Origin of the sequence: Ferriphaselus sp. R-1, assembly GCF_000746095.1 — a bacterium.
Classification (GTDB): Bacteria; Pseudomonadota; Gammaproteobacteria; order Burkholderiales; family Gallionellaceae; genus Ferriphaselus.
Window position 1 is genome coordinate 269087 of sequence record NZ_JQKP01000001.1, and the last position, 20838, is coordinate 289924.

25 protein-coding genes are annotated in these 20838 nt (G+C 62.6%); 17 read left to right on the forward strand and 8 right to left on the reverse strand.

All coding sequences use genetic code 11. The features are described from left to right. Nucleotides 1-3: 3 nt before the first annotated feature. Nucleotides 4-1287 carry a DNA recombination protein RmuC gene (gene rmuC / locus DM08_RS01480; RefSeq protein ID WP_035382822.1) on the forward strand — a complete coding sequence of 428 codons (1284 nt, stop codon included), beginning with the start codon at nucleotides 4-6 and terminating at the stop codon, nucleotides 1285-1287. Continuing rightward, complete coding sequence (locus tag DM08_RS01485) at nucleotides 1284-2891, forward strand: NAD+ synthase (protein WP_035382823.1); 1608 nt, start codon at nucleotides 1284-1286, stop codon at nucleotides 2889-2891. The genes rmuC and DM08_RS01485 overlap by 4 nt, the downstream gene beginning before the upstream one ends. A 12-nt stretch (nucleotides 2892-2903) precedes the next feature. Here DM08_RS01485 and DM08_RS01490 read toward each other — a convergent pair whose 3' ends face one another. Next, a complete protein-coding gene (locus DM08_RS01490) occupies nucleotides 2904-3590 on the reverse strand; it encodes a DUF2461 domain-containing protein (RefSeq protein ID WP_035382824.1) in 687 nt (228 codons plus the stop codon). 100 nt (nucleotides 3591-3690) lie between these two features. On the opposite strand from DM08_RS01490, the gene DM08_RS01495 reads away from it, so the two are divergent. The 5 genes from DM08_RS01495 (at nucleotide 3691) to DM08_RS13110 (ending at nucleotide 5096) form a co-directional block, all read left to right on the forward strand. After that, a complete protein-coding gene (locus tag DM08_RS01495; protein WP_035382825.1) occupies nucleotides 3691-3882 on the forward strand; it encodes a DUF1653 domain-containing protein in 192 nt (63 codons plus the stop codon). A gap of 15 nt (nucleotides 3883-3897) precedes the next feature. Beyond that, on the forward strand, nucleotides 3898-4215 hold the full coding sequence (locus DM08_RS01500) for a DUF3301 domain-containing protein (RefSeq protein WP_035382826.1): 318 nt from the start codon (nucleotides 3898-3900) through the stop codon (nucleotides 4213-4215). 66 nt (nucleotides 4216-4281) lie between these two features. Next, nucleotides 4282-4512 (forward strand): antitoxin TumA, encoded by a 231-nt coding sequence (gene tumA, locus DM08_RS01505; RefSeq protein WP_035382827.1) that lies wholly within the window; start codon nucleotides 4282-4284, stop codon nucleotides 4510-4512. Then, nucleotides 4499-4882 (forward strand): toxin TumE, encoded by a 384-nt coding sequence (gene tumE, locus DM08_RS01510; protein WP_202593353.1) that lies wholly within the window; start codon nucleotides 4499-4501, stop codon nucleotides 4880-4882. The genes tumA and tumE overlap by 14 nt, the downstream gene beginning before the upstream one ends. 16 nt (nucleotides 4883-4898) lie before the next feature. After that, on the forward strand, nucleotides 4899-5096 hold the full coding sequence (locus DM08_RS13110; protein WP_035382828.1) for a DUF3301 domain-containing protein: 198 nt from the start codon (nucleotides 4899-4901) through the stop codon (nucleotides 5094-5096). 106 nt (nucleotides 5097-5202) lie between these two features. Here DM08_RS13110 and DM08_RS01520 read toward each other — a convergent pair whose 3' ends face one another. From DM08_RS01520 to DM08_RS01540, 5 genes are all read right to left on the reverse strand, one after another. Further along, nucleotides 5203-5643 carry a DUF2721 domain-containing protein gene (locus DM08_RS01520; protein WP_035382829.1) on the reverse strand — a complete coding sequence of 147 codons (441 nt, stop codon included), beginning with the start codon at nucleotides 5641-5643 and terminating at the stop codon, nucleotides 5203-5205. Nucleotides 5644-5736: 93 nt separating this feature from the next. Continuing rightward, complete coding sequence (locus tag DM08_RS01525; protein WP_035382830.1) at nucleotides 5737-6276, reverse strand: REP-associated tyrosine transposase; 540 nt, start codon at nucleotides 6274-6276, stop codon at nucleotides 5737-5739. Nucleotides 6277-6349: 73 nt separating this feature from the next. Then, nucleotides 6350-8998, reverse strand: coding sequence for a DNA mismatch repair protein MutS (gene mutS, locus DM08_RS01530; RefSeq protein WP_035382831.1), 2649 nt, complete (start codon nucleotides 8996-8998; stop codon nucleotides 6350-6352). Nucleotides 8999-9003: 5 nt separating this feature from the next. After that, on the reverse strand, nucleotides 9004-9651 hold the full coding sequence (locus tag DM08_RS01535; RefSeq protein WP_035382832.1) for a DUF47 domain-containing protein: 648 nt from the start codon (nucleotides 9649-9651) through the stop codon (nucleotides 9004-9006). 9 nt (nucleotides 9652-9660) lie between these two features. Next, a complete protein-coding gene (locus DM08_RS01540) occupies nucleotides 9661-10695 on the reverse strand; it encodes an inorganic phosphate transporter (RefSeq protein ID WP_035382833.1) in 1035 nt (344 codons plus the stop codon). An 89-nt stretch (nucleotides 10696-10784) separates the two neighbouring features. On the opposite strand from DM08_RS01540, the gene DM08_RS01545 reads away from it, so the two are divergent. From DM08_RS01545 to DM08_RS01580, 7 genes are all read left to right on the forward strand, one after another. After that, nucleotides 10785-10970, forward strand: coding sequence for a hypothetical protein (locus tag DM08_RS01545; protein ID WP_035382834.1), 186 nt, complete (start codon nucleotides 10785-10787; stop codon nucleotides 10968-10970). 84 nt (nucleotides 10971-11054) lie between these two features. After that, nucleotides 11055-12587, forward strand: coding sequence for a 2-isopropylmalate synthase (locus tag DM08_RS01550; protein ID WP_035382835.1), 1533 nt, complete (start codon nucleotides 11055-11057; stop codon nucleotides 12585-12587). 74 nt (nucleotides 12588-12661) lie between these two features. Beyond that, nucleotides 12662-13708, forward strand: a complete 1047-nt coding sequence (locus DM08_RS12130) for a pentapeptide repeat-containing protein (protein ID WP_152555749.1) — start codon at nucleotides 12662-12664, stop codon at nucleotides 13706-13708. Between the two features lie 136 nt (nucleotides 13709-13844). Beyond that, nucleotides 13845-15452: an NAD(P)/FAD-dependent oxidoreductase gene (locus tag DM08_RS01565; protein ID WP_035382836.1), complete on the forward strand. Its 1608-nt coding sequence runs from the start codon at nucleotides 13845-13847 to the stop codon at nucleotides 15450-15452. Further along, complete coding sequence (locus DM08_RS01570; protein WP_035382837.1) at nucleotides 15449-16111, forward strand: thiopurine S-methyltransferase; 663 nt, start codon at nucleotides 15449-15451, stop codon at nucleotides 16109-16111. The genes DM08_RS01565 and DM08_RS01570 overlap by 4 nt, the downstream gene beginning before the upstream one ends. A gap of 49 nt (nucleotides 16112-16160) precedes the next feature. Continuing rightward, nucleotides 16161-16802, forward strand: coding sequence for a hypothetical protein (locus tag DM08_RS01575; protein WP_035382838.1), 642 nt, complete (start codon nucleotides 16161-16163; stop codon nucleotides 16800-16802). A gap of 96 nt (nucleotides 16803-16898) precedes the next feature. Then, entirely contained in the window at nucleotides 16899-17225 is a 327-nt protein-coding gene (locus tag DM08_RS01580; protein WP_035382839.1) for a transposase, read from the forward strand. 134 nt (nucleotides 17226-17359) lie between these two features. Here DM08_RS01580 and DM08_RS13115 read toward each other — a convergent pair whose 3' ends face one another. Both DM08_RS13115 and cyaY read right to left on the reverse strand, forming a co-directional pair. After that, on the reverse strand, nucleotides 17360-17680 hold the full coding sequence (locus DM08_RS13115; RefSeq protein WP_237560185.1) for a hypothetical protein: 321 nt from the start codon (nucleotides 17678-17680) through the stop codon (nucleotides 17360-17362). Between the two features lie 194 nt (nucleotides 17681-17874). Further along, entirely contained in the window at nucleotides 17875-18180 is a 306-nt protein-coding gene (gene cyaY, locus DM08_RS01590) for an iron donor protein CyaY (RefSeq protein WP_035382841.1), read from the reverse strand. Nucleotides 18181-18226: 46 nt separating this feature from the next. Here cyaY and DM08_RS12765 point away from each other — a divergent pair, with 46 nt between their 5' ends. Genes DM08_RS12765 through DM08_RS01600 form a run of 3 tightly spaced genes read left to right on the forward strand, consistent with a single transcriptional unit; the run spans nucleotide 18227 to nucleotide 20797 of the window. Continuing rightward, nucleotides 18227-18346 (forward strand): LPS translocon maturation chaperone LptM, encoded by a 120-nt coding sequence (locus tag DM08_RS12765; RefSeq protein WP_152555751.1) that lies wholly within the window; start codon nucleotides 18227-18229, stop codon nucleotides 18344-18346. Between the two features lies 1 nt (nucleotide 18347). Beyond that, nucleotides 18348-19595: a diaminopimelate decarboxylase gene (lysA, locus tag DM08_RS01595; RefSeq protein WP_035382842.1), complete on the forward strand. Its 1248-nt coding sequence runs from the start codon at nucleotides 18348-18350 to the stop codon at nucleotides 19593-19595. Between the two features lie 32 nt (nucleotides 19596-19627). After that, on the forward strand, nucleotides 19628-20797 hold the full coding sequence (locus DM08_RS01600; RefSeq protein WP_081908717.1) for an efflux RND transporter periplasmic adaptor subunit: 1170 nt from the start codon (nucleotides 19628-19630) through the stop codon (nucleotides 20795-20797). The last annotated feature ends 41 nt before the right edge of the window (nucleotides 20798-20838 follow it).

A 20838-nucleotide genomic window follows, 5' to 3' on the forward strand; every position in this document is an offset into this window, starting at 1 on the left:
TCGATGGAAATCGCATTGCTGGTACTCGCCGCATCGACCTTGCTCATGGTGCTCGTGCTGTGGCTGGCGCAGCGGCGCGCGCCCGCGCAGACGGCGACGGCCTTGGAACAGCAGCACCGCGCCATGCTGGCTGACCTGCACGATGGTCTGAACCGGCAAAGTGACCGGATGATCGCGGCGCAGACCGATCAGGCCGAGCGCCTGCGCGCCGCCGTGGCGGAAGAGCTGCGCCTCACCCGCGACGCGCTGGCCGCCCTGCAAGCCAAGCAGGAGGCGCTGCGCACCGAGCTGCTGGCGCAGACGCTGGAGAAGCTGGCGGAGCAGGGTCGCGCCGACCAGGAGTTGATCCAGTTGTCGTTCCGCAATGCCACGCAGCATCTGGCGGGCAGCATGGAAACGTTGTCCAAGACGGTGGACGGGCGGCTGGAGCAGATCGGCGGCAAGGTCAACGAGCGGCTGGACGAGGGCTTCAAAAAGACCAACGAAACTTTCGTCAGCGTGATGGCGCGGCTGGCCACCATAGACGAAGCGCAGAAGAAGATCGACGGCCTCACCACCAACGTGGTCAGTTTGCAGGAGTTGCTGGGCGACAAGCGCTCGCGCGGCGCGTTCGGCGAAGTGCAACTGGAAGCCTTGGTGCGCAACATCCTGCCGCCGCAGGCGTATGACTTCCAGCACACGCTGCCCAACGGCAGCCGCGCCGACTGCGTGTTGAAGCTGCCGGAGCCGACGGGGCTGGTGGCGGTGGATTCCAAGTTTCCGCTAGAGAACTACCATCGCATGTTCAGCGAGGGCGGCGATGCCGTGACGCGCCAGTTCAAGGCCGACCTCAAGAAGCACATCGACGACATCAGCAGCAAATACATACTGCCGGGTGTGACTTCCGACGGCGCGGTGATGTTCCTGCCCGCCGAGGCGGTGTTCGCCGAGGTGCACGCGCACCATCCCGAGGTGGTGGACTACGCCATGCAGCGCCGGGTGTGGATCGTGTCGCCGACCACGCTGATGGCCGTGCTGAACACCGCCCGCGCCGTGCTCAAGGACGTGGAGACGCGCAAGCAGATCCACATCATCAAGGACGAGTTGGGTAAGCTGGGCAAGGATTTTGGCCGCTTTGACGAGCGCATGAAGAAACTGGCCGACAACATCCGCCGCGCCCACGAGGAAGCCGGGCAGGTAGAGATTTCCAGTCGCAAGATCAGCCAGCGCTTCGCCAGCATCGAGCGGGTGGAGCTGGATGCGCCGGGCGCGGCGGTGTTGCTGGAACAATCAGGAGACGGGCAATGAAACTCGCCATCGCACAAATCAACTGCACGCTGGGCGACCTGGCGGGCAACTCGGCCAGGATATTGGAGGCCGCCGAGCGCGCCCAGGCGCAGTCTGCATCCCTGCTGCTGACACCGGAACTCAGCCTGTGCGGCTACCCGCCGGAAGACCTGCTGCTGCGCGACGGCTTCTATGCCGCCTGCGATGAGGCGCTGCAACAGCTGGCCTGCGCTGCGCCCGCCGGCATGACGCTGGTCGTGGGCCATCCGCACCAGGTGGGTGAGTTGCGTTTCAATGCCGCTTCGGTGCTGCGCGACGGCCAGATCATTGCCACCTATCACAAGCGCGAACTACCCAACCACAGCGTGTTCGACGAGGTGCGCTACTTCACGCCGGGCCATGCCAGTTGCGTGTTCGAGCACGAAGGGCTGCGTATCGGCCTGAACATCTGCGCCGACATCTGGGAGCCGGAAGCGGCGCAGCGTGCCCGCGGGGCGGGTGCCCAGCTGCTGCTGGTGCTGAACGCCTCGCCTTACCATCTGGACAAGCAAGCGGCGCGTCATGCTGTGGTCCGCGCACGGGTGCGCGAGACCGGCACCCCGGTGGTGTACGCCAATCTGCTGGGCGGGCAGGACGAGCTGGTGTTCGACGGAGACTCGTTCGTGATGGATGCGCGCGGCGAGTTGACGCACCAGCTCGCCGCGTTCGAGGAAACGGTCGGGCTGGTCGAGGTCGTGCACGGACAGCCCGTGCCCGGCCAATTGCAGCCGCCGCTAACGACCGAGGCCAGCGTCTATCAGGCGCTGTGTCTGGGCGTGCGGGATTACATAGACAAGAACCGCTTCCCCGGCGTGTTGCTGGGTTTGTCCGGCGGCATCGACTCGGCGTTGACGCTGGCGGTGGCGGTGGATGCGCTGGGCGCGGACCGGGTGCGCGCAGTGATGATGCCGTCGCCCTACACTGCGCAGATCAGCCTGGACGACGCGCGCGAGATGGCGCAGATCCTCGGTGTGCGCTACGACGAGCTGGACATCCAGCCGACTTTCGCCGCCTTCGAATCCACGCTGGCACCGCTGTTCGTGGGTCGCGCCGCCGATACCACCGAAGAGAACCTGCAAGCGCGCATCCGTGGCACGCTGCTGATGGCCCTGTCCAACAAGACCGGCGCGCTGGTGCTGGTCACCAGCAACAAATCCGAGATGACGGTGGGTTACTCCACGCTGTACGGCGACATGGCGGGCGGTTTCGCCGTGCTCAAGGACGTGAGCAAGACGCTGGTCTATCGCCTGTCGAACTACCGCAACTCGCTGGGTTATGTGATCCCCGAGCGCATCATCACCCGTCCGCCCAGTGCCGAGCTGCGTCCCGACCAGACCGATCAGGACAGTCTGCCGCCCTACGACGATCTGGATGGCATCATGGCGGCCTACGTCGAGCGCAACCTGTCCATTCCCGACATTGTGGCGCTGGGCTATGCCGAAGCCGACGTGCGGCGTGTGGTGCGACTGGTGCGCATCAACGAATACAAACGCCGCCAGTCGCCGGTCGGCGTGCGCATCACCGACCGCAGTTTTGGCAAGGACTGGCGCTATCCGATCACGGCGCGGTATCAGGACGATTTCTGAAGCGAAGGGCGCTCAGAACGGCAACGCCAGTGCCTTGCACAGAAATCCCATGCAGGACGCGGCGGCGCGGTAGCGTTCCACCACCAGCGGGAGCAACTGGCCGGAGAGGATGTCTGCTTCGCTCAGGCGGCACAGGCCGATGAAATCCTTGCGTTTCAGGTCGGCCAGCAGCGGATGATCCTTGGCGTAGCCGCGCGGCGCGTTGGCGAGTGACTCGCCTTCCAGCGTGTAGTGCCGACGGAAGTCCACCGCGTCGCGTGCTGCGACCCACGCTTCCGGCTGCTCCACGATGGCCTGCCTGATCTTGAACAGCGCGTCCGGCTCCGGTCGCCACAGGCCCACGCCGAGGAAACATTCGCCCGGCGCGATGTGCAGGTAGTAGCCGGGCGCGTGCACATCCTTGCCCACCTCGTGGCGGAACTGGATGCCAATGTTGGTCTTGTAAGGCGTCTTGATCTTGCTGAAGCGCGTGTCGCGCTGTACCCGCATCAGCGAGCCGCCCACCTTCTTGGGCTGCGCCAGAAAGTGGCGGGAGAGGGCGGGCATCGCGTCCGACATGTCCGCGATGAAGCGCAGCGCGGGCGTACGCACGAAGTCCTCGTAGTCTTGCTTGTGCACCTCGAACCACTCGCGGGTGTTGTTCTGCTCAAGTTGGGCGAGAAAAGCGAACGTCTGCGGGCTGAAATACTGCGTACTCATGGCGGAGGCCTCCGGGGAAAGTGCAGCGATTGTAACCAACTCCGCCCGCGTGGGGCGCGCCAGTTCGGGCACAATACGCGGCGCACATACAGGGGGCAGCATGAACTATCGACATTACAAGGGCGGCATCTACGAGATCGTCTGCGAAGCCACGCTGGAAGCGGATCCGTGCGTCACGCTGATGATCTACCGCTCCAGCGAAGGACGGATCTGGGCGCGTCCCAAACCGGAGTTTTTTGAAACGGTGCAACACGAAGGCCGCAGCGTCCCGCGCTTCGCGCCGGTCGATTGAGTCGCGAGGTAACGGATGGATACCGGCAGTTTGCTGTTACTGATGGGGATAGGCGCGCTGGCCGCCTACTGGCTGCACAGCCTGCGCATCCTCGAACTGGCGCGCGCCGCAGGCAAACACGCCTGCGAACAAGCCCGCGTCCAATTCCTCGACGACACCGTCGCCAGCACCCGCCTGGGCCTGGCTCGCGACCGTCACGGCCGCCGCAGCCTGCGCCGCACCTACCGCTTTGAATTCACCGAAACCGGCAACACCCGCCGCGAAGGGAAAGTGGTCATGCTGGGCGAGCGGGTGGAAGCGGTCACGATGGAGCCGTATGAAATGCTGGAGTGATGGGTTCTCCGTCACGCTGTTGCGGCGTATCATGCGCACGTTCCATCAAATTGCGGAGGATTCCAAATGCGCAAGCAACGTGAGACCTATACCACGCCACTCGATGCGCTGGTGGCAGTGAGCAAGCAGCTCAGTCTGTATGAAAAGCAGCACGGCCTGGAATCAGAGACATTCTTTGATCGTTTTCAGAAAGGTCTGATCGACGATGATGCCGATTCTGTAGCTTGGGCTAACGCCTACCGTCATTACGTCGCACTGCACCAACAATTGGAAAGCCAATTGCGTGTTGCTGCATGACGCAATCGAAGGCTATTTTGCCGGAATCGAGGCGGAAGTTGCCCGACTGCCCGCATATGCCGAAAGCTATGTTGAAGAAATTCTGACCGCCGAGCGCGCCAACCTGCGTATCCGGTTGCGTTTCAATAATGGCCACCTGCTGGAAATCAACGAAGCAATCATCATCGAAAGCGGTACGCTGAAGCCGCTAGGCTACCGCTACCATTGCCAGCGGGCCGACAACGCATTGATTTTTCGTTACGACAACACCCCGCACTTTCCTGACCTGCCGAGTTTTCCTCACCACAAACACCTGCAAGACAAGGTCGTGGCTGCCAGCAAGCCGGATTTGTTGGACGTGTTGCGGGAGGCAGGGGCTTGCATGGGATAAGTCGAGGGAAACCGTGGTGCGTCCCCGATTATTCCCGATTATTTCCCGCCTCGTTCTGGCCCGCGACCGTCACGGCCGCCGTACCCTGCGCCGCACCTACCGCTTCGAATTTACCGAAACCGGCAATACCTGCCGCGAAGGGCAAGTGGTCATGCTCGGCGAGCGGGTGGAAGCGGTCACGATGGAGCCGTATGAGATGGTGGAGTGGTCGTAGGCTGGGCAAAAGCGTAGCGTTGCCCACGCAAGCAAGTAATCATCAAAGTTTGCCAAAGCCCTCCTGAGTCCTTGCTTTGTGAGTCATCTTAGGGACCGAACCGAGGCTATTCCAACTTGTTCAAAAAGCTCAACTCCCGAGAGGCCAAAGAGATCTCCCTCAAGAAGCAGAGTAAGCCGAGAATGAGGAACAACATGGCGGCGAAAAACGTACCGGCTACGAAGTCGGGCATGTTCAGGCTCATCTCTACCTCGACGAAAAGCGAGGCGATGGACGTACACACGCTCAACGCGGCCAGCGTGATGAGCCCGATAGACCTGCGTATCCAGGCGGTACGCCGCACGATGATATCGAACTCGACTTCATGTTTGGCACGCTGGTCTTCGTTCATCGCATGCAGCACACGAGCGCGGTCGATTGCTCGGCCAAGTCTATTCACCAGCACCGAGAGAATTGAGCCAACACCCGTCAACAAGAACACGGGAGCGACTGCATCGCGGATGGCAGCCGACACACTCTGGAATGCAGGTAACGAACTTTCAATCATCAAATTTCCTTGGAATACCTCTGAACACCTCAGGGACAGTTTAGTCTAGTAGGGTGGGCAAAAGCGCAGCGTTGCCCACGCGGTTCGTCCATTCTACTCGCCAACGTCCAACTCGTTTACGTCACCCGCCCAATCTATCGGATAAATCCCCTCTGCCGCCCAGCGATGGAAGGTCGAATAGGGCCAATCGCTTACATGTGAGACCAGACCGTGTTTTACCGGGTTGTAGTGCAGGTAAGCCATATGCCGTTGCAGGTCTTGCTCGTCGCGTATGAGGTGTTCCCAAAAGCGGCGCTGCCAGAGGGTCGCTTCGCGGTGTTTGCGTTTCGATGCGCTCAGCCAGTCCGCGTGATGATATGTCTTTCCCAGTGAGCGGCTCACTGAGCTTTTGATGCGCGCCCAGCGCCCGGAGAAGTCGTTGTTTCCCTCGGGCAAGGTCCAGATGCAATGCAGATGATCGGGCAGCAACACCCAAGCGTCCACCGTAAATGGCAGGCTGCGCCGCACCGTGGCTAGTGCGGCTCGGAGCGCGTGCCGAACGGCCTCGTCGCACAGGATGGGTTGCCGCCGGTAGGTGACGACGGTGAAGAAATAGGTTCCGCCTGATAGGTTGGCCCGGCGGTAGTGAGACATGTTGGCTTTGCCTCCCGTGATGCTGTTCGCGTGGGCAACGCTGCGCTTTTGCCCACCCTACTTGATCTACACGCTACAGCAACTTCTTCAACTGATAAATTCGTTCCAGCGCCGCTTTCGGGCTGAGTTCATCCGGGTCCAGCTCGCGCAGGGCAGCGACGAGTGGGTGTTCTTCCGGCTCTTCGGGTTCCGGTGGGGCGGCGGCGAAGAGGTCGCCTTGGGGATTTTGGGCGGCGCTTTGTTGTTCGAGGCGGATGAGTTGACGTTTGGCGCTGCGGATGACGCTGTGCGGCACACCGGCCAGCGCGGCGACTTGCAGGCCGTAGCTTTGGCTGGCGGCGCCTTCGTTCACGGCGTGCAGGAAGACGATGCTGTGCTGGTGTTCGACGGCGGCGAGGTGGACGTTGGCGAGTTGGGCGAATTCTTCCGCCAGCCGCGTCAGCTCGAAGTAGTGGGTGGCGAACAGGGTGTAGCTGCGGTTGGCTTCCAGCAGGTGGCGCGCGATGGCATAGGCCAGCGCCAGGCCGTCGAAGGTGCTGGTGCCGCGCCCGATTTCGTCCACCAGCACCAGGCTGCGCTCGGTGGCGTTGTGCAGGATGTTGGCGGCTTCGGTCATCTCGACCATGAAGGTGGAGCGGCCGCTGGCCAGGTCGTCTGACGCGCCGATGCGGGTGAAGATCTGGTCGATCTCGCCCAGCACGGCCTGCTGCGCCGGGACGAAGCTACCGACGTGGGCGAGCAGGGCGATCAGCGCGGTCTGGCGCATGTAGGTGGATTTACCGCCCATGTTGGGGCCGGTGATCAGCAGCAGCTTGCGGGCCTCGCCCAACTGGCAGTCGTTGGCGATGAACTGCTCGACCTGCGCTTCCACCACCGGATGGCGGCCCGCCGTGATTTGCAATACCGGCTCATCGACGAACTGCGGGGCGCAGAAATCCAGCGTGGCGGCGCGTTCGGCGAAGGTGGCGAGCACATCCAGTTCGGCCAGCGCGGCGGCCACGCGCTGCAAGGTCGGGATGTGTGGCGCGAGTTGCTCCAGCAGTTGCTCGTACAGCCATTTTTCGCGCGCCAAGGCGCGGTCGTTGGCGGAGAGCGCCTTGTCCTCGAAAGCCTTCAGTTCCGGCGTAATGTAGCGCTCGACATTCTTCAGCGTCTGGCGGCGACGGTAATCGTCCGGTACCTTGTCGGCGTTGGCGACGCTGACCTCGATGTAAAACCCGTGCACGCGGTTGTATTCCACCTTCAGCTTCTCGATGCCGGTGCGGGCGCGCTCGCGCGTCTCCAGCGCCAGCAGAAAATCGCCGCAGTTCGACTGGATACCGCGCAGCTCGTCCAACTCGGCATCGAAACCATCGGCGATCACCCCGCCTTCGCGCAGGACGGAGGAGGGTTCGTCCTTCAAGGCTTTTTGTAGCAGTTCGACCAGTGCGGTGTCGGTTTGCAGGTCATGGGCGAGAACTTGCAGTCGTGATGCGTAGGGTGGGCACGTTTCTGTGCCCACGCGGTTCTCGGTATTCGGCTCCGCGTGGGCAGCGGAGCTGTCCACCCTACCCAAAGCGGTTTGCAGTTGCGGCAGTTGCTTCAAGGTGTCGCGCAGGCCGGAAAGGTCGCGCGGTCTTGCGCTCTTCAGGGCGATGCGGGCGGTGATGCGCTCGACGTCTACGCAGGGTTTGAGCTGGTCGTGGACGGCACGATATCCCTCTCCCCCTGCCCCTCTCCCGCAAGCGGGAGAGGGGAGTGACAGATGTTCCACCGCATCCAGCCGTGCCCGCAGCACTGCGCGGTCGCGCAGCGGATGGTGCAGCCAATGGGCGAGCAGGCGGCTGCCCATGTTGGTGGCGCAGGTGTCGAGCAGGGAGAGCAGGGTGGGCGCGGGTTCGCCGCGCAGGGTCTGGGTGAGCTCCAGGTTGCGGCGGGTGGCGGCGTCGAGGCGGACGTATTGGTCGGCGTGATAGACCTGCACGCTGCGCACATGGGCGATGGTCTGGCCCTGAGTCAGCTTGGCGTAACCCAGCAGCGCCCCGGCGGCTTCCAGTCCCAGTGTGAAATCGTCGCAGCCGAAACCGGCGAGGTCGCGGGTGGCGAATTGCTGGCACAGGGCGCGGCGTGCCGTCTCCAGTTCAAAGTGCCAGTCGGGCAGCGACTTGTGCGCGGCGACCATCCCGGCAGGCAGGACGGCGTTCTCGGCATGCAAGATCTCGGACGGTTGCAGCCGCTCCAGCTCGGCGCTCAGATTATCGGTGGCGGTCTCGCTGACGTAGAACTGGCCAGAGGCAAGGTTCAGCCAGGCCAGCCCCAGCTTGCCGCTGCGCTGGTGCAGCGCGAGCAGCAGGTTGTCGCGCTTCTCTTCCAGCAGGGCGGAATCGGTGACAGTGCCGGGGGTGACGATGCGCACCACCTTGCGTTCGACCGGGCCTTTGCTGGTGGCCGGGTCGCCGATCTGTTCGCAGATGGCGACCGATTCGCCCATCTTCACCAGCCGCGCCAGGTATTGCTCGGCGGCGTGATAAGGCACACCCGCCATCTTGATGGCGTTGCCGCCGGACGCACCGCGCTGGGTCAGCGTGATGTCCAGCAACTTGGCCGCCCGCTCGGCATCGCCCATGAACAGCTCGTAAAAGTCGCCCATGCGGTAGAACAACAGCATGTCGGGATGCTCGGCCTTGATGCGCAGGTATTGCTGCATCATCGGGGTGTGCTTGCTTGCTTCCGGTGTACTCATGGTGGCTAACTGATCTTGACTACGATGTCGTGCAGGCGGTTGGCGCAGAGCGCCATGTGTTCTGCGGCGTTGGTCAGGTGGCGATAGATCTCGCGGCGTTTGAACATGTTGATGTAATCGTCGCCCTCGAACAGGATGGGCAGGGCCTTGCGGTAGAGTTTCTCGGCGCGTCGTCCGGATTTGCGGGCGGCATCGGCATCCAGTGCCGCCGTGGCGGGCGTGCTGGCGAGCTTGGCGAAACCGTTGGCGAGCGCATCGACCCCCGCCTTGATGCAATGCGAGATGTTGAGCATGAACTCGTCCGGGGCAACGCCCAGCACGTCCATCTCATGCACCGTGGTCTTGCAATACAGCACGATCTCGTCCAGTGCCATGATGGCGCGGTAGATGTCTTCACGGTCTATCGGGGTGGAAAAGGCATCGTTGAGTTCGTGCAGGTTGCGCACCTTGATCAGGTCGGCCTCGTGCACGTTCTGCTTGAGCGCGTCCGCCACCACCGGGTCGCCGCGCTCCATGTATTCGACCAGCAGATCGACGGTGTAGGCGACCTTGATGTTCTGTTCGGTCAGCATCTGGAAGAAGTCGGGAATCTTGGGGAAGACCCGATCCAGGATCATGGCCAGCATGGTTTTTTTGGCTTCGGACTCAGACATGGCGGTCGCTCAGAGGAATGCGTGGACGAGAAGATAGCAGCAAATCGACATGGCCGCCGCCCCCGGTATGGTGATCAGCCAGGTGGTGACGATCTCGAAGGCCTTGCCCCAGCGCACCGCCTTCGGGCGCTCGGAAGCGCCTATGCCCATGATGGAGGAGGCAACCACGTGGGTGGTGGAGACCGGCGCGCCGAACAGCGAGGAGCTGAAGATCACCCCGGCAGCGGTCAGCTGCGAGTCGAGTGCGTGTAGGGGGCGGATCTTGTAGATAGCGAATCCCAGCGTGCGCACGATCTGCCAGCCGCCGGAAAGAATGCCCAGCGTGATGGTGGTCGAGCAGGCCAGCATCACCCAGAAGGGGACCTCGAAGCTGGGGATGAACCCGCCCAGCAGCAACACCAGCGTGAGGATGCCCATGCTCTTTTGCGCGTCGTTGGCACCGTGCGAGAAAGCCAGTCCCGCCGAGGTGAGGAATTGCAGGTGGCGCAGATCGCGATTGATTGAGGGATGCGCGCCGCGCAACAGGATCAGCATGAGCTTGTGCAGGGCGAAGCCGACCCAGAAACCGATGAGCGGTGACAGTATCAGGGCGACGATGACTTTGGCGACACCGTTCAGATGGCCGTGGAGCAGGTCGTCGAAGCCCCACACCACATGGCCGGAACCCGCCGCCACGACCACGACACCCGCCAGCCCGCCGACCAGCGCGTGGGAGGACGAGGACGGGATGCCGAGTCGCCAGGTCAGCAGGTTCCAGGCGATCGCGCCGAGCAGGCCGCACAGCACGATGCTCAGCGCGAGCACGCGGTCGAGATCGTCGAGGGTGATGAATTTGCCTATGGTGTTGGCGACCGCCGTCCCGCCCAGCAAGGGGCCGAGGAACTCGAAGAATGCCACCAGCATGACGGCCTGGATGGGTGTCATGGCGCGCGAGGCGATCACCGTAGCGATGATGTTGGCGGCATCGTGAAAGCCGTTGGTGTACTCGAAGACCAGCACGATGACGATGGTGGCGATGGCCAGCAGCAGGAGAGTGTGTTCCATGTCAGCAGACGAGCGCGGTCGCCCGGGACTGCGGGGACGAGGTTGGCCGTGTGTGTCGGGCGAGGCTCATGGGCTGGCGGAGAGGAACGATGCGGGCGCATTTTACCGGTTATCGCGCGGGGCCGAAGCGGAAAGCGCGCCTCCCCGGCGATTTCAAGTTGCGTGGCCAGGCCAAAGCCGCTATATTCGCGCCCATGCATTTCTCCAAGCACATCACCGAGTCCCACTCCACCTTCAGCCTGCTGGCAGCGCTGAAGCTGCGCGTCGCGCGCTAAATTCTTCCCCCACATCGACAGAATGACTAGCGCAGCGCTCAACAGGCCGCTGTGTTTCGCAACAATTTGCAATGGAGTTTTACCATGACCAATCAATTGATTATTTTTGATACCACCATGCGCGACGGCGAGCAAAGCCCCGGTGCATCGATGACCCGCGACGAGAAGGTGCGCATCGGTCGGCAACTGGAGCGCTTGCGCGTGGACGTGATCGAAGCGGGTTTCGCTGCCGCTTCCGACGGCGATTTCGAGGCGGTGCGCGCGGTGGCGGAAGCCGTGCGCGAATCCACCGTGTGCTCGCTGGCGCGCGCCATCGAACGCGACATCCGTCGCGCCGGTGAGGCGATCAAGCCTGCTGCGCGTGGCCGCATCCATACCTTCATCGCCACTTCCCCCATCCACATGGAGAAGAAGTTGCGCATGACGCCGGAGCAGGTGATCGAGAACGCCGTGGCGGCGGTGAAGTTGGCGCGCCAGTACACCGACGATGTGGAGTTCTCCGCCGAGGATGCCATCCGCTCGGACGAGGATTTCCTCTGTCGCGTGTTCGATGCCGTGATCAAGGCGGGCGCGACCACCTTGAACGTGCCGGACACCGTCGGCTACAGCATCCCGGCCTTGTTGGGGCAGCGCATCAGCAACTTGATCGCCCGCGTGCCCAATTCGGACAAGGTGATCTGGTCCACCCACTGCCATAACGACCTCGGCATGGCCGTGGCCAACTCCTTGGCGGCGGTGATGGGCGGCGCACGTCAGGTCGAATGTACGATCAACGGCTTGGGCGAACGTGCGGGTAACGCGGCTTTGGAAGAGATCGTGATGGCGGTGCGCACCCGTCAGGACGTGTTCCAGTGCGATACGCGCATCGATGCGACGCAGATCGTGCCCGCGTCCAAGCTGGTGTCGCAGATTACCGGCTACCCGGTACAGCCGAACAAGGCCATCGTCGGGGCGAACGCCTTTGCGCACGAATCCGGCATCCATCAGGACGGCGTGCTCAAGCACCGCGAGACCTACGAAATCATGCGGGCTGAAGATGTGGGCTGGAACGCCAACCGGTTGACTTTGGGCAAGCTGTCCGGGCGCAACGCGTTCAAGTCCAAATTGCAGGACTTGGGCATCGAGGTCGGCAGCGATGAGGCGCTCAACGCCGCGTTCACCCGCTTCAAGACCTTGGCCGACAAGAAGCGCGAGATCTTCGACGAGGACTTGTACGCGCTGATGTCCGGTGATGCGGTGGATGCGGTCGAGCGCTTCAAACTGGTGTACAGCAAGGTGCACTCCGAGACCGGCGAGCAGCCGTTGGCGACCCTGACCCTGACGGTGGACGGTAAGGAGCAGCGCGCCGAATCGTCCGGTTCCGGCCCGGTGGATGCCACGTTCAAGGCCATCGAGCAGGTGGCGGACAGCGGCACCGAGCTGTTGCTGTACTCGGTCAACGCCATCACCACCGGCACCGATGCCCAGGGCGAAGTGACCGTGCGCCTGTCCAAGAATGGCCGGGTGGTGAACGGGCAGGGCGCGGATTGCGACATCGTAGTGGCCTCAGCTCAGGCTTACCTGAATGCGCTCAACAAGTTGCACAGCAAGCCGGAGACCTCGCATCCGCAGCTGTGAACTTTTTGGTCTGAGGGCTATCTGAACGGGCGGCACGTTACGGCGTGCCGCCCTTTTTCAAACAGGAGATCGAAGTGAAAAGAATTCTGGTGTCGGGTGTGGCTGTTGCCGCGTTGCTGAGCGGCGCAAACGTGTGGGCGTGGGGGGATTGCACCCCGCGCGTCCGTTCGCAGTGTTTCGGTGCCGAGATGGTTGGCAAGAATCTGGCGGGTGCGGACTACACCGGAACGGACCTGAACAAAGGCGACTTCTCCAAGGCCGACCTGTCGAAAGCCAAACTCGCCGGGGTGAACTTCTACAAGGCGAAGCTGGTCGGGACGAACCTGTCCGGTGCCGACCTGACCCGCGCCACACTGGATTACGCGAACCTGGCGGGAGCCAATCTGAGCGGTGCCAACCTGAGCGGCGCACGCGCCGAGGCGGTGGATTTCTCCGACACTAACCTGACCGACGCGAATCTGGCGGGTGCCCGCGTGATTGGCGCGAAGTTCTTCCGCGCCACGCTGTGCCGTACCACCATGAGCGACGGCATCCTCAACAACTCGGGCTGTCCGGTGGAGAAACCCAAGGTGATCGAGTTGCCTTCCGCATTGACGGTCAAGCCGCTGGGCAACGTCATCAATGGCTGCGAGATCAAGGCGCAGACGGTTTGCGCCAATGCCGCGCTGGCCGAGGCCAATCTGGCATCGGCAGAGTTGGGCGCAGCCCAGCTCTACATGGCCAACCTGGCTTCGGCCAACCTGTTCCGCGCCAACCTGGCCAAGGCCAACCTGACCGAAGCCAATCTGGCCAAGGCCAACCTAGATCGCGCCAACCTGTCGCAGACCAATCTGACCGATGCCAACCTAAGCCGCAGCGTGTTGCGCGGCGCGCGTCTGGAACGGGCCAATCTGACGGGCGCGGCGCTGTTGGGTACCGACCTGACCGAGGCCGACCTGACCGGGGCGAATCTGACCGGTGCCGCGACCAGCGGAGCGACGTTCTGCCATACCGTGATGCCCGATGGTTCGATCAACAACAGCAGTTGCATGCCGCCGCCCGAAGTGAAGGCGGTCGAGCCGCCCAAGGCCGAGGTTGCTCCGGCCAAGGTCAAGAGCAAGGCCAAAGCCAAGGTGAACTAGGCTGAACTGAAGTGATGTACACGTGACGGCGGGGCGACCCGCCGTTGCTTTTTCCATTGGGCACGGCACCGCAGCCGGGATGCGCGGTCGCGCCTGCGGTAGAATGCTGCCCTGAATCCACCCGCCTTTTTTCGACATGCTGCGTCTCACCGAAATCAAACTTCCGCTCGACCATGACGAAGCCGCGCTGCCAGCGGCGATACGCGCCCGGCTGAAGATCGCAGCGGGCGAGTTGCTGGGATACACGGTGGCGCGGCGCGGCTATGACGCGCGCAAGAAGACCGACATCCATTTCATCTACACGCTGGATGTCGAGGCGAAGGACGAAGCCGCGCTGCTCAAGCGGCTGAAGGGCGTGCCGCATATCGCCCCCGCGCCGGAGACGCGCTACCAGTTCGTCGCCCACGCCCCGCAAGGCTTGAGCGAGCGCCCCATCGTCATCGGCACCGGGCCGTGCGGTCTGCTGGCCGGGCTGTTGCTGGCGCAGATGGGTTTCCGCCCCATCATCCTGGAGCGCGGCAAGGCGGTGCGCGAGCGCACCAAGGACACTTGGGGCTTGTGGCGGCAGAGCAAGCTGAACCCGGAATCCAACGTGCAGTTCGGCGAGGGCGGCGCGGGCACGTTCTCGGACGGCAAGCTGCACACCCAGATCAAAGACCCCAAGCAGCACGGGCGCAAGGTGCTGGACGAGTTCGTGAAATCCGGCGCGCCGGAAGAGATCCTCTACGTCAGCAAGCCGCACATCGGCACCTTCCGTCTGGTCAGTATGGTGGAGAAGATGCGCGCCGAGATCGAATCGCTGGGCGGCGAGTTCCGCTTCCAGAGCCAGGTCACCGACATCGTCATCGACGGCGGCCAGGTGCAGGGCGTGACGCTGGCCAGCGGCGAGACCTTGGCCTCGCGCCACGTGGTGCTGGCCATCGGCCACAGCGCACGCGACACCTTCGAGATGGTCCACCAGCGCGGCGTGTACGTCGAAGCCAAGCCGTTCTCCATCGGCTTCCGCATCGAGCACCCGCAGGCGCTGATCGACCAATGCCGCTTCGGCCCGTTCGCCGGCCATCCCGAACTGGGTGCGGCGGATTACAAACTGGTGCACCACGCCAGCAACGGTCGCTCGGTGTACAGCTTCTGCATGTGTCCCGGCGGACAGGTGGTGGCGGCCACTTCGGAGCCGGGCCGCGTGGTGACCAACGGCATGAGCCAGTATTCGCGCAGCGAGCGCAACGCCAACAGCGGCATCGTGGTCGGCATCTCGCCGGAAGATTATCCCGGCGGCCCGCTGGCGGGCATCGCCTTCCAGCGCCAGTGGGAGAGTCGCGCCTTCGAGCTGGGCGGCGGCAACTATTTCGCGCCGGGGCAGCGCGTCGGCGACTTCCTGGCCGGACGCGCTTCGACCAAGCTGGGCTCGGTGGTGCCGTCCTACCAGCCGGGCGTGACCCCCACCGACCTTGCCACCGCCTTGCCGGATTACTGCATCGCCGCCATCCGCGAGGCCTTGCCCGCCTTCGCCAAGAAACTGCGCGGCTTCGACATGGCCGATGCCGTGCTCACCGGCGTGGAGACGCGCACCTCGTCGCCCATCCGCATCAAGCGCGGCGACGACTACCAGAGTCTGAACACGCGCGGCTTGTACCCGGCGGGCGAGGGCGCAGGCTACGCGGGCGGCATCATGTCCGCCGCCATCGACGGCATCGAAGTGGCCGAGGCGGTGGCGCTGGACATGCTGAAAGGCGCGGCATGAATCCCGATTTCTGGCACGAGCGCTGGCAGCGCGGCGAGATCGGCTTCCATCAGGGCGAAGTCAATCCGTATCTGATCCGCCACTGGCCCGCTCTGGCCGTGACGGGTGGCACGGTGTTCGTGCCGCTGTGCGGCAAGAGTCTGGACATGGTCTGGCTGCGCGAGCAAGGGCACGAAGTGCTGGGCGTGGAACTGAGCCCGCTGGCGGTGCAGGGCTTCTTTGCCGAGCACGGGCACACCCCGCAACACTCGGCAGATGAGCGTTTCAAACGCTGCGAGGCGAACGGCATCCGCCTGCTGTGCGGCGATTTCTTCGACCTGACGGCGGCTGATCTGCAGCATGTGACGGCGGTGTACGACCGCGCCGCGCTGATCGCCCTGCCGCCCGAGTTACGCGCCCGCTACGTCCGCCACCTGGTCAGCCTCCTGCCTGCGGGCGCACAGATCTTGCTGGTCACGGTGGACTATCCACAAGAAGAAATGACCGGCCCACCGTTCGCCGTCACCGTGGCAGAAGTCGAAGCCCTGTACCGCCCCTACGCCGACATCGAACGGCTGGCACGGCTGGACGTGTTGGCGCAAAACCCGCGTTTTCAGGCGCGCGGCATGAGCAGTTTGCATGAGAATATCTTTGCGCTGCGGGTCAAGCTAGGGGTGTGAACTGCTGATTTATTGCCTGGGTTGGGGTGATGAGCGGTTAGGGTGGGATATGGAAGACTTCGCTCAGAATACCGTGGTACGTCCCCTAATTACCCTAATTAAAGGTGGTGCCGTAATGTCAAATCTACAAAAGCAGGGGACGGGATATTTTAGGATATTTATCTCTGTAGCAGCATGGTTAGGAAGTGTTTTACTTTTCTTATTGAGTGCAGGGAGAATTAAAGAATTTTCTGTTTCTTTGTATAACGAGCACTCTTTTATCAAAGCCCTGCAGGCGATGTCCACTCGGCCTGTACCATTAGATGAGTTTTCCTACTCTATTGGCATTGTGATGCTGACTGCTTGGTTGATATCTGCGGCAAAATACAAGGGAAGCTGGTTCAGGATCCAAGTAACTAGCATGAAGACGCTACCGTTTGGCTTCTTGTTACTCGCAGGGGCAAACATACTTGGCGAGATGTTGATGAATCGGAACGTATTTCTTCATTTGAAATCTACGGCCATACTCGGAATCATGCTTGCCTATCTTTGCACCAGTATTGTTGCGTTAACCTATCTAATCCGGCATCACCTGAAGGATTTCAGAACCTCAACCGACCCAAGGTTAGAATGCACCGCCCCTGTGTGGGTTGGTATGGCTATTTATCTGACCGCCGTTCAGGTTATTGCGATAACAGTGCTGAGGACTTAATAATTCGCGTATTTTCAGAATATTTTCAGGGTCAGACTGAGCTAACCCGGCTTTAACGGACACTTCAATAGGAGACAATAATGAAGGAGGTGTTCGATGGAAAGCAAGGTAAAAGGCAAGGTAAATCCGGAGAGGCAACGGCAGCGGTTCAGCGCGGAATTCAAGCGCGAGGCTGTGCGGTTGCTGGAATTGGGGCAGAAGCCGGGAACGCAACTGGCGCTAGAACTTGGAGTTGCCCGCAACCGGATCTACAAGTGGCAAGCGCAACTGAAGGCAAATGGGGGCGTATTTCGCACGCCCGGTCGCCCGAAGGTATCGGAAGAGAGCGAGCTGTCGAGACTCAAACGAGAACTGAAGCGTGTCACCGAGGAACTCGACATCCTAAAAAAAGCGGAGACGTACTTCGCCAAGCACCGCAAGTGAAGTACGCATACATCGAAATGCATGCGGGGATGGTGGGTGTCGAAAGGTTTTGTCGCATGCTAGGCGTCGCTCGTAGCGGTTACTATGACTGGAAGACTCGCGAAGAATCGGAGCACAGCAAGCAAGATCGAGAGTTATTGGAGCAGATCAAAGAAGTGCATCGTGCCAGTCGAGAAGCCTATGGTGCCGTGAAGACTTGGCGTGCACTCAACATGCAAGGCATTGTCTGCGGCAAGCATCGGGTAGCCCGGCTTAGGCGGCAAGCTGGCCTTGAGGCACGACGCAAACGGCGCTTCCGAGTCATCGTGGAGAACCACCATACCGCACCGGCGGCTCCCAATCTCGTGCAACGCCAGTTCGACGTTGCCACCCCCAATCAGGTTTGGGTGGGGGATGGCACTTTTATCCGCACCCGTCAGGGCTTCCTGCATCTGGCTGTGTTGTTGGATTTGCACTCTCGCCGAGTGGTGGGATGGGGCATGGGCGACAGGCCGAACTTGCAGCCGGTCATATCGGCTCTGGACATGGCGCTCCTGCATCGGAGTCCTGAACGCGGATTGATTCACCACACCGATCAAGGAGCGCTCTATGCAGCTCGCGCCTACCGTATTTTAGGGGACGTACCCCGCTTTCCTTCTGGTTCTCTCCCTCAGAACGCCAGCGCATCCCCGTCCGTGCTGGCGGTGACTTCAGTCAGTTTTCCGAACAGCTCGCTGCCGTCGCGCTGGCTGGACCAGCGGGTGCCGTCCCAAGCGTAGTGGAAGCCGCCTGTGCGGGCGGCGATCCAGATCTCCTGGTTGGGGGTGTGGCGGTTGACGATGATCTTCTGGCCGTCGTCGAGTTCTAGTTCGAGCACGTTGCCGTTGAGGGTGGCATCGATGCCGGCTGCGTCGGCGGCTTGTTCGATGCGGGTAAAGACTGAGTCGGACAGTTGGTTGAATTCGCTTTCGGTCATGTCGTTAGCCTTTATAATCGCGCTTCTTGAATTTTCTATCGGGTGGATGATGCGTGCATTGACCGGCATTATGTTGCTGTTGACCTTGTTGCTGCAAGGCTGCGGTCACAAGGGGCCGCTGTATCTGCCCAAACCCGCGCCCGCCCAATCCAGCCAGAATCCCTGATATGACTCCGTATTTCAGTTACCAGCAAGACCAGCTTTGCGTCGATGACTTGCCCTTGGTGGACATCGCCCAGCGCTACGGCACGCCGTGCTACGTCTATTCCCACGCGGCCTTGACGGCGGCCTACCGCGAGTTCGCCGAGGCGTTCAAGTCGCGCGAACACTTGATTTGCTACGCGGTGAAGGCGAACCCCAGCCTGGCCATCCTCAACCTGTTCGCTCGCTTGGGCGCGGGCTTCGACATCGTGTCCGGTGGCGAATTGCAGCGTGTGCTGGCGGCAGGCGGCGCGGCCAACAAGGTGGTGTTCTCCGGCGTGGGCAAGTCCGCCGCCGAGATGAAGCTGGCGCTAGAAGCCGAGATCCTGTGCTTCAACGTGGAATCGGCGGCCGAGCTGGAGCGGCTGAACGAGGTCGCAGGGAGCCTGGGCCGCGTTGCGCCGATCAGCCTGCGCGTCAATCCCAACGTGGATGCCAAGACGCATCCCTACATTTCCACCGGCCTGAAGAAGAACAAGTTCGGCGTGGCCTACGACGAGGCGCGCGCGCTCTACCGTCGTGCCGCCGCGCTGCCTAACATCCGTGTCACCGGCATGGATTGCCACATCGGCTCGCAACTCACCGAGGTCAGCCCCTTCGTGGCGGCGGCGGAAAAGGTGCTGGCGCTGGCCGACCAGTTGGCCGAAGACGGCATCGTGCTGGAACACCTCGATCTCGGCGGCGGCCTGGGCATTTGCTACAACGACGAAACGCCGCCCTCCATCGCCGAATACGCGCAGGCCTTGCTGGCTGCGCTGGCGGGGCGCAGCGAGAGGCTGATCTTCGAGCCGGGCCGCCGCTTGGTCGGCAATGCGGGCGTGCTGCTGACGACCATCGAATACCTCAAACAGGGTGAAGAGAAGAGCTTCGCCCTGGTCGACGCGGCGATGAACGACCTGATGCGCCCGGCGCTGTACGATGCTTATCACGCCATTCAGCCGGTGGTCAGTCGTAGCGATGTGGCCACGGCGATCTATGAAGTCGTCGGCCCGGTCTGCGAGACCGGCGATTTCATCGGGCACGACCGCGAGTTGGCGGTGGCGGCGGGCGACGTGTTGGCGGTGATGTCGGCGGGCGCTTACGGCATGAGCATGAGTTCCAACTACAACACCCGCCCGCGCGCCGCCGAGGTGCTGGTGCGCGAGGGTGAGGCGCACCTCATCCGCGAACGCGAGACGGTGCGTTCCCTGTATGCGAACGAGCGCGTGGTTTAACGGTTTTTCCTGTATCGATCCTGGGTTTGAGCATGAATAAAGTTCGATTGAGTTGTCTGGTGCTGGGCTTGCTGGCTCTGGCGGGTTGCGGCAAGAAAGAGGAAGAGAAGAAGGCGGGGCCTGCGGGAACGCCGGTGTCCGTGGTTCAGGCCGAGCAGCGCACGGTGGAGCAGATCGAGGAGTCGGTCGGCACGCTGGATAGTCCCGCCGACCCGGTGATCGCCGCCGAGGTGGCGGGCAAGGTGCTGTCGCTCAAGGTGATGGAAGGGGCGGAGATCAAGGCCGGGCAGGTGCTGGCCGAGATGGATGCGCAGGACACCGGCCTGGTGCGCCAGTCGGCGCAGGCCGAGGTGCGGCGCATGGAGGGCGTGAGCGCCAACGAGACCCGGCGGCTGGAGCGTATGAAGAAGTTGCGCGAGCAGGGCTTCATCTCGCAGGCCGGGCTGGATGATGTGGCCGCGCAAGCGACCTCGGCGCAGAACCAGTTGGCTTCGGCTAAGGCGCAGCTGGCGCTGGCCGAACGCAACGTTGGCAAGACGCACATCGTTTCTCCGCTGGATGGCAGACTGGAGCGCCAGTTCGTCGTGCCGGGGCAATATCTCAAGGTCGGCGATCCCGCGTTCCGCGTGGTCTATATGAAGAAGCTGCGCGCGCGGCTGCCGTTCCCCGAGGAGATGGCGGGACGCATCCAGCCGGGCATGGAAGTCCATGTGAGCAGTCCCGGCGTGGCGGGCGTGCAGAACGGCAAGATCGACGAGGTGCGCCCGATGTCCGGTGCGACCAACCGTTCCTTCGATGCCTTCGCCGTGTTCGACAACCCTGGCTGGAAGCCGGGTGCGACGGTGACGGGCGCGGTGGTGCTGGGTCGCCATGCGAACGCGGTGGTGGTGCCGGAACTGAGCGTGGTGCTGCGTCCGGCGGGCAAGGTGGTGTACGTGCTGGCGGGCGACAAGGTCGCGCAGCGCGTGGTGCAGACCGGGGCCAAACAGTCCGATGGCACGCTGGAGATCGTTTCCGGCCTGAAGGCGGGCGAGACCGTGGTGGTGGATGGCGCAGGTTTCCTCACCGATCAGGCACCGGTGGCGGTGTCGCATCAGGAGCCGGCGGGCAAGCCGGCCACTCCGGCGGCGGCCAGTGCGGTCGCCCCGGCGAGTGCTGTCGCTGCGCCGGTCAGCGCTGTTCCGGCAGCCGCCAAGAAATGATGTCATGGCTTCCCCGCTGACGGGGAAGCGTAGCTCCAACC

Coding starts and splice junctions, on each gene's coding strand:
- DM08_RS01600 (WP_081908717.1), top strand. CDS start 19,628: ATGAATAAAGTTCGATTGAGTTGTCTGGTGCTGGGCTTGCTGGCTCTG.
- DM08_RS01580 (WP_035382839.1), top strand. CDS start 16,899: ATGGAAAGCAAGGTAAAAGGCAAGGTAAATCCGGAGAGGCAACGGCAG.
- DM08_RS01500 (WP_035382826.1), top strand. CDS start 3,898: ATGGATACCGGCAGTTTGCTGTTACTGATGGGGATAGGCGCGCTGGCC.
- tumA (WP_035382827.1), top strand. CDS start 4,282: ATGCGCAAGCAACGTGAGACCTATACCACGCCACTCGATGCGCTGGTG.
- DM08_RS01490 (WP_035382824.1), bottom strand. CDS start 3,590: ATGAGTACGCAGTATTTCAGCCCGCAGACGTTCGCTTTTCTCGCCCAA.
- DM08_RS01520 (WP_035382829.1), bottom strand. CDS start 5,643: ATGATTGAAAGTTCGTTACCTGCATTCCAGAGTGTGTCGGCTGCCATC.
- mutS (WP_035382831.1), bottom strand. CDS start 8,998: ATGAGTACACCGGAAGCAAGCAAGCACACCCCGATGATGCAGCAATAC.
- DM08_RS01565 (WP_035382836.1), top strand. CDS start 13,845: ATGCTGCGTCTCACCGAAATCAAACTTCCGCTCGACCATGACGAAGCC.
- DM08_RS01485 (WP_035382823.1), top strand. CDS start 1,284: ATGAAACTCGCCATCGCACAAATCAACTGCACGCTGGGCGACCTGGCG.
- DM08_RS01525 (WP_035382830.1), bottom strand. CDS start 6,276: ATGTCTCACTACCGCCGGGCCAACCTATCAGGCGGAACCTATTTCTTC.
- rmuC (WP_035382822.1), top strand. CDS start 4: ATGGAAATCGCATTGCTGGTACTCGCCGCATCGACCTTGCTCATGGTG.
- DM08_RS01570 (WP_035382837.1), top strand. CDS start 15,449: ATGAATCCCGATTTCTGGCACGAGCGCTGGCAGCGCGGCGAGATCGGC.
- DM08_RS01550 (WP_035382835.1), top strand. CDS start 11,055: ATGACCAATCAATTGATTATTTTTGATACCACCATGCGCGACGGCGAG.
- DM08_RS01545 (WP_035382834.1), top strand. CDS start 10,785: ATGCGGGCGCATTTTACCGGTTATCGCGCGGGGCCGAAGCGGAAAGCG.
- DM08_RS01540 (WP_035382833.1), bottom strand. CDS start 10,695: ATGGAACACACTCTCCTGCTGCTGGCCATCGCCACCATCGTCATCGTG.
- DM08_RS01535 (WP_035382832.1), bottom strand. CDS start 9,651: ATGTCTGAGTCCGAAGCCAAAAAAACCATGCTGGCCATGATCCTGGAT.
- DM08_RS01575 (WP_035382838.1), top strand. CDS start 16,161: ATGGAAGACTTCGCTCAGAATACCGTGGTACGTCCCCTAATTACCCTA.
- DM08_RS12765 (WP_152555751.1), top strand. CDS start 18,227: ATGATGCGTGCATTGACCGGCATTATGTTGCTGTTGACCTTGTTGCTG.
- lysA (WP_035382842.1), top strand. CDS start 18,348: ATGACTCCGTATTTCAGTTACCAGCAAGACCAGCTTTGCGTCGATGAC.
- cyaY (WP_035382841.1), bottom strand. CDS start 18,180: ATGACCGAAAGCGAATTCAACCAACTGTCCGACTCAGTCTTTACCCGC.
- DM08_RS01495 (WP_035382825.1), top strand. CDS start 3,691: ATGAACTATCGACATTACAAGGGCGGCATCTACGAGATCGTCTGCGAA.